The organism is Gardnerella sp. DNF00550, from assembly GCF_049262685.1.
In the GTDB taxonomy this organism is placed as follows: domain Bacteria; phylum Actinomycetota; class Actinomycetes; order Actinomycetales; family Bifidobacteriaceae; genus Bifidobacterium; species Bifidobacterium leopoldii.
On sequence record NZ_CP058397.1, the window covers coordinates 1,131,497 to 1,144,426 of the forward strand.

Annotated in this window: 9 protein-coding genes and 1 tRNA gene; all 10 read right to left on the reverse strand. The window is 41.2% G+C overall.

The window, feature by feature from the left end:
- Positions 1–212: 212 nt before the first annotated feature.
- Positions 213–2,918: a bifunctional acetaldehyde-CoA/alcohol dehydrogenase gene (adhE, locus tag HXT29_RS04500; protein ID WP_004105523.1), complete on the reverse strand. Its 2,706-nt coding sequence runs from the start codon at positions 2,916–2,918 to the stop codon at positions 213–215.
- 367 nt (positions 2,919–3,285) lie between these two features.
- Positions 3,286–3,774 (reverse strand): 30S ribosomal protein S9, encoded by a 489-nt coding sequence (gene rpsI, locus HXT29_RS04505; RefSeq protein ID WP_004105525.1) that lies wholly within the window; start codon positions 3,772–3,774, stop codon positions 3,286–3,288.
- Positions 3,775–3,791: 17 nt separating this feature from the next.
- Positions 3,792–4,241 (reverse strand): 50S ribosomal protein L13, encoded by a 450-nt coding sequence (gene rplM, locus HXT29_RS04510; protein WP_004574093.1) that lies wholly within the window; start codon positions 4,239–4,241, stop codon positions 3,792–3,794.
- A gap of 268 nt (positions 4,242–4,509) precedes the next feature.
- Positions 4,510–6,684 (reverse strand): 4-alpha-glucanotransferase, encoded by a 2,175-nt coding sequence (gene malQ / locus HXT29_RS04515; RefSeq protein ID WP_100209130.1) that lies wholly within the window; start codon positions 6,682–6,684, stop codon positions 4,510–4,512.
- Between the two features lie 8 nt (positions 6,685–6,692).
- Positions 6,693–7,319 carry a hypothetical protein gene (locus HXT29_RS04520; protein WP_004105530.1) on the reverse strand — a complete coding sequence of 209 codons (627 nt, stop codon included), beginning with the start codon at positions 7,317–7,319 and terminating at the stop codon, positions 6,693–6,695.
- 10 nt (positions 7,320–7,329) lie between these two features.
- The gene (locus tag HXT29_RS04525; RefSeq protein WP_422118311.1) at positions 7,330–7,998 is read right to left on the reverse strand and encodes a YigZ family protein; all 669 of its coding nucleotides are present in this window, start codon (positions 7,996–7,998) and stop codon (positions 7,330–7,332) included.
- Between the two features lie 15 nt (positions 7,999–8,013).
- On the reverse strand, positions 8,014–8,307 hold the full coding sequence (locus HXT29_RS04530; protein WP_004574096.1) for a metal-sensitive transcriptional regulator: 294 nt from the start codon (positions 8,305–8,307) through the stop codon (positions 8,014–8,016).
- A 182-nt stretch (positions 8,308–8,489) separates the two neighbouring features.
- A complete protein-coding gene (locus HXT29_RS04535) occupies positions 8,490–11,444 on the reverse strand; it encodes a peptidase (RefSeq protein ID WP_116971291.1) in 2,955 nt (984 codons plus the stop codon).
- A 295-nt stretch (positions 11,445–11,739) separates the two neighbouring features.
- A tRNA-Ser gene (locus tag HXT29_RS04540) sits at positions 11,740–11,826 on the reverse strand.
- Positions 11,827–11,937: 111 nt separating this feature from the next.
- Positions 11,938–12,870 (reverse strand): EamA family transporter, encoded by a 933-nt coding sequence (locus HXT29_RS04545; RefSeq protein ID WP_004105538.1) that lies wholly within the window; start codon positions 12,868–12,870, stop codon positions 11,938–11,940.
- Positions 12,871–12,930 lie beyond the last annotated feature (60 nt).

Below are 12,930 nucleotides of genomic sequence, written 5' to 3' on the forward strand. Positions count from 1 at the left end.
CCTATTCATACAAAAAGATTTCGATTCAAAGTTTTTGCTTCCGCGCTCGCTTTTTTTAATTACAATATGCGAGCCTTAAAACAGGCAACTAAGTAATTAAACCATCAACCTTCGATTATTAAAAACCGGGCGTGTCGGCTATTTTCCAACAAAAAATGGCAGAAACTACAATTAGTTGAGCTTCTGCCATTATTAACTAAATACGCAAATAATTACGCCGCTTCACGCTCCAAACGCATGCGATGGCCTTCTTCTTGAGAAACACCATAATATGCAGCAATAGCAATATCCTTCATATCCTCAATTTGCGGAATACGAGGATTTGCAGGCGCACACTGATCTTCGTAAGCACGCATGCCAATATTGTCAAGTATCGACCAGTAGTACTCTTCGTCTACGCCACAAGCCTTAAACGAAGCGTCCATTCCAAGTTTTTCATTTCGATACTCTTCAACAGCACGAGCAAGATTTTCAACACCTTCTTCAGGGGTTTTACCAGGATCTACACCGAGATTCTTAGCGATCTCCTGATATCTCTCAAGAGCAATATAGCGGTTGTACTTTGGCCAGCTAGTTGGCTCTTGCGGAATTTGACCGTTATAGCGAATAACGTAAGGCAGCAAAATTGCGTTTGTATGACCGTGTACAACGTGGCACAAAGCACCAATAGTATGAGCCATAGCGTGGCACATTCCTAAGAATGCAGAACCAAACGCCATTCCAGCCATAGTAGCTGCATTATGCATTTTTTCTTGCGCTTCAACCTTACGCTGAGAATCTTCGCAATTCACAGAATCGTTGAGATTTTCCCAAATAAGTTTCGAAGCATGCAAAGCCATAGCATCCGTAAAATCATTTGCGTAAACAGAAACATAAGCTTCCATAGCATGAGTTAAGGCATCAAAACCAGAATCACATGCCAATCGACGCGGCTGCGTACGAGCCAAAACAGGATCGACTATTGCGACCGTTGGAGTCAAAGCGTAGTCCGTAATAGGATACTTGTATCCAGTCTTGTGATCTGTAATAACAGCGTAAGGCGTAACTTCAGAACCAGTTCCGGAAGAAGTTGGTATGCAAACAAGTTTAGCTTTGCTGCCAAGAGGCGGAATCTTAAATGCGCGCTTACGAATATCGAAGAACTTTTCTCGCAAATCAGCGAAAGAAATCTCCGGATGCTCATACATAAGCCACATAATCTTAGAAGCATCCATTGGCGAACCACCACCAACAGCAATAATTGTGTCTGGCTGGAATTCGTCACGCATCATTGCTGCACCACGCTCAACTGTTTCAACGCTTGGCTCAGGCTCAACGTAATCAATAATACGGAAGCTAACGCGATTATCTCGAGCACGAAGCTGATCAACAATCTTATCGACTACGCCAAGTTGCTCCATAACCTTATCGCACACAATAACTGCGCGCTCAACGCCGTACATATCCCTCAAATAACGAATAGCATTCGGCTCAAAATAAGTTTTAGCCGGAATCTTGAACCATTGCATATTATTATTCCTTCGTGCAATACGCTTAATATTAAGAAGATTTATAGCTTGTACGTTGCCAGAAACGGAATTTCCACCATAAGATCCGCATCCAAGAGTAAGCGAAGGAGCAATCGCGTTGTAAATGTCTCCAACACCACCAAGAGATCCAGGAGAATTCCAAACAATTCTGCAAGCATGCATGCGGACACCATATTCGCGCACAAGATCTTGATTATTTGTGTGAATTACAGCAGTGTGACCAGCTCCATGTACAAGCATCTGCTCGCACATCTTGAAGCCTTGTTCCTTATTTTCTGCGCGAAGCATTGCGTGTACAGGAGCGAGCTTTTCCATAGTAAGCGGCTCCATTTCGCCAACTTCTTTGCACTCTGCAACCAAAATCACAGCATCATCTGGAATTTCAAATCCAGCTTCGTGCGCAATATATTGCGGAGACTTACCAGGAACAACGGAATTAAGTTTTGGTGTATTTCCAGAATATGCAGTGCATCCAAACATATATTGTTCAAGCTTAGCTTTTTCGTCAGCATTAACAAAATATGCTTTCCTGCGCTTCAATTCGCGAAGTAATGGCTCATACACATCCTTATGCGCAATAATTGCTTGCTCTGTTGCACAAATCATTCCGTAATCAAAATGCTTTGAAAGAATCAAATCGTTTGCAGCGCGCACAATATCAACGTCACTATCGACATATGCAGGAGCATTTCCTGCACCCACACCAAGAGCAGGTTTTCCTGAAGAATATGCTGCCTTAACCATTCCAGGACCGCCTGTTGCAAGAATAGTTGCGATCTTTGGATGTTTCATCAATGCACCGGTAGCTTCAATTGAAGGATGTTCAATCCACTGAATGCAATCTTTTGGCGCACCAGCAGCCACAGCAGCATCGCGAACAATTCGAGCTGCTTCAGAAGAGCACTTTTGCGCAAAAGGATGGAATCCAAAAATAATTGGACAACGAGTCTTAAGTGCAATAAGCGACTTAAAAATAGCTGTAGAAGTTGGGTTAGTAACTGGAGTTACGCCTGCAACAATACCAACCGGTTCAGCTATTTCGTCAATTCCGAGAACATCGTCCTCGCGAATAATACCAACTGTTTTTTGACCTGCTAGATAATGCGTAATATGTTCGCATGCAAAGATATTTTTTGTAGCTTTGTCTTCTACTAGGCCACGACCTGTTTCATCGACAGCCATCTTTGCAAGAACCAAATGTTTATTCAACGCTGCCACTGAAGCTTTAGCAACAATATGATCGATTTGCTGCTGATTAAGCTTCTCAAACTCATTCAAAGCGACAGTTGCTTTTTCAACAAGTTGATCAACTTCATTTTGAGCAGCTAACGCAACGTCATCAGCACTAGCAGTTTTGCCAGTCTCGGCTTGGTGTTGTGCCTCAACCATGAGTATCCTCCTCGATAGTTCCACCAGCGGTACCAATAGACTTATGAGCAGACTAATTTAGTATTCACCGCTAAATATGTGATACAAGTCACAATTTAGCCTCTTTGCTGTACTTTCGCATCTTTGAAGCGAGTTGCGCTATTTATGAGCGAGCTTTATCCTCTATTGTTCGTTATTTGTTCTTATTTGTAATAATTTATGTTCGATTAATAGATAAATTTTTCTAGAATGTCAATTTTAACGGCTAGTTGCACACTATTTATAACATTTACTCAACAAATTTAATTTAATTTAATAAATAATAAAAAATACAAAAAATGGCTCCCAGCAAAACCAGGAGCCATTTGCAAATATAAATTCGCGAAACTTAACGCTTCGAGAACTGAGGTGCACGACGTGCCTTGTGCAAACCAGCCTTCTTGCGTTCCACAACGCGAGCGTCGCGGGTCAAGAAGCCAGCCTTCTTCAAAGCAACACGGTTTGCATCGCGATCGATAGCATTCAATGCACGAGCAACACCCAAACGAATAGCACCAGCTTGACCAGTGGTACCACCACCGTCAACGAGGACTACAACATCAAACTTGCCTTCAAGCTTGAGCAACACGATTGGTGAATTCACTTCGCGCTGCAACAAACGAGATGGGAAGTACTCCTCCAAAGTGCGACCATTGATAGTCCACTTGCCGGAGCCAGGAACCAAGCGCACGCGAGCAACAGCTTCCTTACGACGACCAGTGCCATAGCCTGGCTCGATGGCGGAAGTACCAGTGCCTGCACCAGCATTGGTTTCAGTGGTGTAACTAGTCAGTTCTTCTTCGTTCTCAAGAACCGCGGAGTTGTTATTTTCTGCCATATCTATTCTCCTTGATCTCACTTAGCCTGCTGAGAGACCTGAGCGATCTCGAAGACCTGTGGCTTCTGCGAAGTGTGCGGATGCTCAGCGCCGGTGAACACACGAAGACGGTCAAGCTGCACCTTAGCAAGACGATTCTTTGGAAGCATGCCCTTAACGGCAGTCATGATAATACGCTTTGGATTCCTCTCCAAAAGCTCTGCATAGCTATCACGACGAAGGCCGCCTGGACGACCAGAGTGGGAATACAGTTCCTTGCTCAACTTATTGCCAGTCAAAGCAATCTTTTCAGCGTTAATAATAATAACGTGATTGCCAGAATCAGCATGAGGAGCAAACGTTGGCTTATTCTTACCACGCAGCAAGATTGCTACCTGAGAGGCCAAACGACCAAGTACCACGTCAGTGGCATCGATGATGTACCAGTCATGAGTTAAATCTGCTGGTTTCGGTGTGAAAGTCTTCACAATCGTACCTTTTCTCTATTGTGTTTCGAGCGTATATTTTCTTGGTTTATAGAAAATATTTTACTCATAATCCGTGGGCTCCCTGAAAGTCCTCGATGGCGAGTGGGAAAAGCGCTTTGAAGGACCCCTTAGGGAAACACAACAATCTGCAAGTATATCGCCAAGTGGCGACTACTTGCAAATGTATATTTTATATAAGGCTGCGACGAATCGCAAAACGAATCGCAAAACGAATCGCAAAACGAATCGCAAAACGAATCGCAAAACGTCACGCGTTCATAATTGCTGAAAGCGACCGCACTCTAGGCAAATCAAACATATTGTCCAAAGACACAGGATTGCCTTCACCATCAGCTAACGGAATACGCCAATTTGGATACTCGTCATTCGTTCCAGGCTGATTTTGCGTACGATACTCTCCAACTGCATCAACCAAAGAAGCAGCAAGCAAACGCGAAGGAGCATCCTTCAAAGCGCGATACAATGCCTCAATAATCTCCTGAGTATGAGCATCCTCATCTTCAAGCAACTGAGCATCCAAATAACCACCTTTGACCAACATTCGCATCATAGCGCGATGCTCTGCCTCAGCGCCAGCGCGGAATTCTTCAACAGAACCAGTAAGCAAGTGCAAACGCTCACGAATATTAACCTGTTCATAGCGCAAATAGCCGGCAGCAGGAGGCAAATCATGCGTATTTACAGATGCAAGCGTCATTTCGCGCCACTTGTCTGGAGTGCGGAATTCGCCGTCACGCTCTTCGAACCATTCAACCGTGCAACCAAGCACAGCCTTCTTGCGCAACACTTCCAAAGCATTTGCAGGCAAAACACCCAAATCTTCGCCAACAACTACACCGTGAGCGCGAGCGGCTTCAATTGCCAAAATGCCAAGCATAATATCAGCATCGTAGTAAACATAAGCACCGCCACTTGGAGCTGAACCTTCTGGAATCCACCATAAGCGGAAAAGTCCAAGAATATGGTCGATGCGAACAGCGCCTGCTGAAGCAAACATTCCATGAACCATATCTCGGTATGTTTTAAAACCAGTACGCTCAAGCTCAAATGGATGCAAAGGTGGCTGAGACCAATCTTGACCTTGCTGATTGAAGTAATCAGGCGGAGCACCAACAGTAGCTCCGTTAGCAAATCGCTCTGGATTCCACCAAACTTCAGATCCTGCAGGATGCACGCCAACAGCCATATCAGACATAATGCCGATTTTCATACCAGCGTTACGAGCAGCAACTTGAGCATCATGCAATTGCGTAAAAGCAACCCACTCAAGCCAACGATAAAACTCAAGAGTATCTGGGAAACGATTAGCTAATTCGCGAACTTGATCAGAATCCTTAGTAAGAGTCCTCTCCCAGCAATCGTCACCCTTTGGAGCACCCCACTTGTCATAGCACAAGCACCAAGTAGCATAAGATTCAAGCCTGTCACCCATCTCCTGCTTAAACTCATTAAAAACGCGAGCGCGAGTTTCAGACATACCAGCCTTGAAAATCAGCCACAATGCACGCATTTTTACACGCCACATGGAATCACGGTCTATTATTTGCGCGTCATTGTTAAGCGGCTCAACCTGTCCATGAAGCTTTTCAATTTCTTTGCGAGTTTTATCGTTTAACGTTTCGTACTCAGGAATACTTTCTGGGCGAATATACGTTACATTTACCATTCCTCGAGCAACCGGCAGGTATGGAGATGGAGTAAGCGGAGTTATAGGCTCACCTGCATGCATTGGGTTTATTAGCACAAAGTCAGCACCAGTTTTTTGCTTAGCTTCAGTAAGAAGAGTCGCCAAATCAGCAAAATCACCAACGCCCCAGGACTTTGAAGAACGGATTGAGTAAAGTTGCGCCATCCATCCCCAAAGCTGTTCTCCATTTGGTTCCAAGGAATTAAGCGTATCAATGCTTTCTGGAGCACTAATAAGTGTTGCCTCTTCTTGACGCTCACCAACCGTCACACGCAATGTGTGATAACCCATTGGCACATCTTCAGGAATTTTTATAAGAGATGTTGCAACAAATTTTCCATTTACAGGGTATGCAACATCATTTTCGTTAGGAACAATAGTTAAATCGCCTTTATATTGTTCACCATTTTCCAATGTCAATGTTGCAACTGGGTATTCTAATATTCCCGTATTAACTGTAACTTCATCACATTTGCCAACAGTGTGCAAAATAGTTGGCGCAATAATGCGTCCATGTCGATACGCTAAAACGTCGTTTGTAGATTTTTCTATTGCCTCATTGGTCGAAGCGTCCACGCCTAATGCGCCTAAAACCGAAACTAATACGTTATCTTGAATCTCGTGTTTTTGATTATCTGAACCAATAAAACTCACGCCAACGCCCATTAATTCAGCAAGACGGTGTAATGGCTTCATTGCTACTTCTTCATCTGTTGTATTATCCATACGCTCCATTATTCGCGTTAGCAACGACTGCGCGCCGCTGATGATACATCTTCAGATTTATCGTTACATAATTCTTGCAGCACATTTTGTGGAACACCAGGATTTAACGCAACAGCTCTTCGTACCATGGAAGCTAATACAGTTGGAGCGTTTTCTTCTGCACTAACACCAAGGGAGGCCAAATATTTCAATGTTTCAGCACTTATGCCATCCGATTGCGCACCCTCTAAACGCATTTTCCAAGAAGCTTTTGGATTGCATAATGCAGCATTTCGAACTGCGTTACATGAATCTTTAGTAAGTCTTCCAACTAACCAATTTTTAGCATTTTTATTTTCAGCAACAGCCAAACGCACTTTATCAGCAGAATCTTCAGAAAGTTTCACTAATATGTTTGGAAAAGGCATTTCTGTAGCTAAATAAATACGGTCTTCTTCTGGAGTATTGATATTACCTGCAACTGCTTCAAGCAAGGAAGTGGCTCTAGAAAATGCCGCTTGATCTGATCGATCCGGTAATTCTCTCCTAGCAAATTCATGAAGCTCAGCTGAATCTTCGCTATGTCGTAAATGCTCATATACAGCAGTTAAAGGTTCATAAGATGAATCGTCAGTAGTGTTTGTTTTTTCATTAGTCTTTTCCATGAAATCACCTTTAACGCTTAGTATCTATCAGCTTATTACTTAGAGTACCATCTGCTTCCGGCACAACGCTTCCAGAAAAAGCATTCTGAACCATATCAAGAAATTCTTGTGATTTTAAAGTTGGAATAGCAATATTAAGAGAAATTTCAGCACCATAAATTTCGTTGTCAATTATGCCTTCCATTTGGCTTACAATATGCTGCAACATTCGCAATTGTTGATATTGCAACTTGCAAGTAAAACGAGTGCACGTAATAATATCAACTATTTGCGCAGATTCTACTGCCATACTTGCCGCACGCGCATAAGCTCTGGTTAAACCACCAGCTCCAAGCAAAATACCGCCAAAATATCGCGTTACTGTTACTACACAATCTGTTAAATTTGACGATCTAAGTACATCTAATATTGGTTTTCCTGCTGTCCCAGTTGGCTCACCATCGTCACTCATGCGCTCACACAATTGAGCTTTCGATGAGCCACAAATTGCAGCATAAGCAACATGACGAGCTTTAGGATTCTTAAAACGCACTGATTGCATAAATTCCACAGCATCGTCAAGATTGTCAATATGACAAATACATCCAATAAACTCTGATTTTTTCTCTACGAAAGAAGCCTCGAAAGGCTGCGATTGCAATTGACGAACAGTGTGCAGAATATTATGCGAATTAATCACTAGATACTACCAATACTACGCTTTTTCGTAACGCAATAACCTGTCAATGATACCAGAAATATCTTCCATTGCTGCATCGGCACCTCCTTCGGTACCAATTTTTACAGATTCATGTATTTCTTTATTGACATGTTCCCTTGCCACTATCACTGCTAAAGAATGTAAAGCAGCAGTTGCAGCGGAAAGCTGCATAAGAACATCTTGACACTTCGCATCGTTTTCAATCATAGTATTGACTGCTGCAAGCTGACCTTGTACTCGATGCATGCGTACTATCAGTTTTTCTTTATCAATATCATAACTTTTCATCATTACTCCGATTTATCAATTACATAACCACACAAAGGTTATAACATCATATACAAATTAATACAATAAATCGTTGTATCTATATTATGCATCATCGTATTATTTATTGCAAAATGACGCGTTAATCTACTTCAAAAAGATCTCAATAGACTAACGCGTCAAATATTCTATATCAAAACATATTATTGCACTAATCTACGCCTCATTGGAGGAATTTCGCTATGCCGTGCCCCAGTAGACATTCTCCCATGTTTAGGAACTATAGCTGAAAAACGACCTAACGATAAACCTGAAGCAAAGGTTAACATAATAACAGCAAGAAGTATCACAGTTACCGAAGAAGCGCCAGTAACAGCAAGCGATGTTGGAATTGTATTACTTTGATTAACATAATTCTTACTAGCATTTTCGTTGCTATTCGTACCGACATGTTGATTGGAAGTATGATCGTTCCCATCATTTTTTGAATCAGTTAAATCATCACTGTTAACCGTTTCATCACTACCAGTTTTACTATGATTTTCTTCTACTTTTTCTTTGCTTTCTTTACCATTCTCCTTATTTTCATTACTATTTTTTCCATCAGTTTCATTACTCAAAGTTTCTTCATTTTTCTCATCATTTGCATCATGCTCATCATTTCCATCATTCTTATCATTCTTAGAACGATCCTCGCCGCCGGAAACTTGCACAGTCTCTCCTTCTACACCCAATACATGAGTTGCTAAAGGATTACCCTGAGCATCGTAAACTTCAGCTTTCCAATAAATAGTTCCTTCATGATCTAATGTAATATCTGCAGAACTTACAGAAATAGAAGACTTCTTACTTTCTTCAGCCTGCTTATCTGTAATATTTACGCGAGATTGAGGCATTTTTTTCTCAATTTCAACAGATATTGCAGTTTCCTTAGTTTCTTTAGTTTCTTTAGCTTCCTTAGTTTCCTTAGTTTCAGAATTACTGTTTTTTGTACCGCTATTTTTAGTTTCACTATTCTTAGCGTCGCCATTCTTAGCATCGTTACATTTAGCTCCGTCACAATCGCTCTTATTTTCCTTACCATCTTCATACTCGTATGCACTAAACACTACGTAACTGCCTTTTGGCAACGTGCCAGTAATACGAGCATTATCGTGGAACTTTTCACCAGCCTTAACCTTTTCATCGCTTACTCTAGTTGTAACAGATACAGGAGTAGTTAAAACATTCGGTTCAACTAAGGCACGACTCCACAATCCGTTATACGCAGATTTATGAGCTAAAGCGCGCGAAGAACCAGGAAAATCATAAACAAACACATACCATCCTGACTCACTATTTTTGTTAGCGCGAATATGCACATTATCTTTCAAAACTTTCGGATCCGAAGAAGATTTATTGACTCCAGCAATAGGGCGCATTGTAATGCTTCCATTACCAACCTTATAAACTCCATTTACTGCTGGAACCTCCCAATTACCAATTAAATGATGATGCGCATCTTCTTTTGGCTCTTGCTCGGCTGCTTCACCTTTAGATCCCGGCATATATTTTTCATTATCTTTTTTAGTGCTTTTTTCACTGCCTTCTCCAGCCCACCAAACGCGAATGTGTGCCTTCTTGTCGGCATTAAAACCATATGTTTCATTACCTTTAAACGATCCATATGTTTCCGGAAGACCTCTTACAGTGATTTCACTAACAATTTCTGTGCCAATACCAACAATTTTCTGCTTTGTAACAACATCAGAACTTATAGTTGCTTGGTATACAGAAGTAGAATCTGCAGAACCAAATACTTTCACAACTTCATCATCTAATTTATCTGCATCTTCTTTTTTCTGCGCATCACGAGAAATAATCCAAACCCATGTGCCAAAAAGACCAGCTTCATTATCAGCGACTTTGTAATCTTCAGCTTCCTTCAAATCTGATGCACTAATATCGCCATTTGCGCGTTTAGCCTTAGCATTCACACTTTCGTTAGCTTTAGAAAAGTCAGCTTTTGCTGCAGCAACCTGTCGCAAATCTGGCAAAGCTCTAATACGTTTCAGGTATTGAACTGCAGATTCGCCATTGTTACGTTGCCTAATTTGCAAAATATCTTTAGCAGATCCAACGAAATAATATCCTTGGGCACGCAAAGTAACTCCATTTAACCAACTATCTTTTGCCAACACTCCACTGGTTACCGTGCTATCAACCTTCTCGCCCACATGCAGCTCATGTTTTGCAACTTTTGAAGTAAGAGTCGGCTGGAAACTGTCTTTTACTCCGAAAGCAAGTTTTTCACTATATTCAGCATCGTTTATGGAACGTATCTCGTCTTGATATTCAGGTGAATAATATCTTTCAGCTTTAGGAGCTAAAAATCCAATTTTAACGATGGCAGTACCATTCCTCTTAGAACTCCAAGGAATATTCACTACTTCATCTTTTGACTTTAATTCAACAGATTGTTTACCATCATTAAACTCAACTAAAGCATCTTCAGATTCAAGCCTAATAGGAACATCTTTAAGAGCATAGCCCTTGATATTTTTCACCCTTACATGCACAACTCCAGCATGCTTTCCTGAAGTATACTCTTGATTAACTTCTAAGTTCATAGGAGTATTATTTTCGGCTTCTTCCCACAATTTCTTAGATGTTTTTTTCAAATCCTCAGTAGAGATTTTTTCAAAACCATTATCTACAGCTCTTTTCCACTCATCTTTTTTAAGATCAAAATGATCGTGCATTGCGAAAGCTATAGATGTTTGAGTAAGCAAATCGTCATTATTACTAGAAGTTTTTATCATTTCTGCAGCAATGCGATAATCTTTGTCGAGTTCTTGCTTCCAATCACCTGATGAGCGACCAAAATCTACACTTGATTCAATACAATAAGATATATGTTTCTTGCCCCAATAACTTGGTGTAGGACCAAGCTTTGTGCGAAGAGTATGATCTTTAAGCCATTCTATTTTGTCTGAAACCTTATAAAATACACCAGGTTCATCATAATAACCTAAAGCTGACTGCGTGCAGAATATAGCAGGAATTACAAAAATAGAAGCAAAAAATGCTGACAGACTACGAATAGTTTTACGTTTCATACTAGCGCGCATATTGTTATCGCTACGAGCACTATTATGCTTCCCTCCATACTTTTTCATAAAAATCTCCTTTAGCCCAACCCTTTAAATATTATTTTGAACACTTTTAATAAGCATTCATGAGTCAACTATGAGCTTAAAGAAAGTATGAGTAAATATTTTTTTACTATTGTGGTTAAAAGCTTGAGTAAGGTTACGGAGCTATCCACAAATCCACAATTTTTTTCTTTTGATATATTATTTTTATTTCCAAAGTGTAAAATAAGCGTATTTTAATTGCATACTGCACGTTTTCTATACGCAATCGATAAAAAACAAAAACTCCGGACCGCGAAAAGCAATCCGGAGTAATCCGCGGAGTCAGAGAGATTCGAACTCTCGAGCCGCTTACACGACTAACACCTTAGCAGGGTGCCCCTATCGGCCACTCAGGCATGACTCCACTTGTTTACTGTACATAACAGCAACAGATTGACACTATAGCACCTCTTAAGGACTGTAAACAAGCTTGGCGACACACTTTAAGATAACATTAATATAACAATATCCAGTGCTACACAGGATTATGATCTCCAGAAAACGTTACAACTACAGCAAACATAACAAGAATTATTCCTGCAATATCAGTCAATGTTGGAATTTCACCAAATCCCATTCCAATAATAACCGCGATCGCAGGATACAACGCTTGCATAACAGAGTATTTTGCAGAAGTAACACGTTTCAATAAAACCTGATCAAGCAAAGTTGGGAAGAAAGAAGCGCATATTGCAATAACCAACATTAACGCAAGTAAAGCAAAAGAACCACCAGGGCGAGCAGCCCAAGTAGCTTCTGGTTTAGGCGAAATAACATGCTGCACTGCAGGGACAGCAAGAACAACAGACTGCAGCAGCCAACCAATAAGAGCTGCAACACTTACACGATCAATAGCGTGTGAACTTTTTGCCAACATGCGACCTGAAACAATATATAGACCCCACATTGAACCGCCAACAAGAATGGCGAATAACCCAATTAGAAAATGTGGGCTTACTGAACTATGTATAGAAGCGCTAGCTAACAGCATAATGCCACAAACAGCAATCACAATTCCCACACGCTCTCGCCATTCATGACCTGTAATAACAGCTACAAGCAAGGGGCCTATGAATTCTATGGTTACCGCAACGCCAACAGCCATGCAACTAATAGCAACATAGAACATAGTGTTCATAGCAACTAACGACACGCCAACAGCTGCAACAATCCCCCATTCTCGTAGCGTTTTTGGCAAAAGACTACGTTTGCTGCGAGAAAATGGTCTTCTCCAAGCCAAAAGCAACAATGTCATAAATCCTACGCGATACCACACTGCATACAGAGGATCCAATTGGCTAAAAGCTACTTTTGCAACAGAGGTTGCTGTATACACCATTGAAGCCTCAATGACGATAATAAGCAGCACAGGCATGCGATGTAAAAGATTGACGACAAATTGCTTCATAGCAACAACCCTACATGAATATTGATCCGACATACGCTTTTCTACAAAAACATTAGTTTA

Coding starts and splice junctions, on each gene's coding strand:
- rpsI (WP_004105525.1), bottom strand. CDS start 3,774: ATGGCAGAAAATAACAACTCCGCGGTTCTTGAGAACGAAGAAGAACTG.
- malQ (WP_100209130.1), bottom strand. CDS start 6,684: ATGGAGCGTATGGATAATACAACAGATGAAGAAGTAGCAATGAAGCCA.
- adhE (WP_004105523.1), bottom strand. CDS start 2,918: ATGGTTGAGGCACAACACCAAGCCGAGACTGGCAAAACTGCTAGTGCT.
- HXT29_RS04520 (WP_004105530.1), bottom strand. CDS start 7,319: ATGGAAAAGACTAATGAAAAAACAAACACTACTGACGATTCATCTTAT.
- HXT29_RS04530 (WP_004574096.1), bottom strand. CDS start 8,307: ATGAAAAGTTATGATATTGATAAAGAAAAACTGATAGTACGCATGCAT.
- HXT29_RS04535 (WP_116971291.1), bottom strand. CDS start 11,444: ATGAAAAAGTATGGAGGGAAGCATAATAGTGCTCGTAGCGATAACAAT.
- HXT29_RS04545 (WP_004105538.1), bottom strand. CDS start 12,870: ATGAAGCAATTTGTCGTCAATCTTTTACATCGCATGCCTGTGCTGCTT.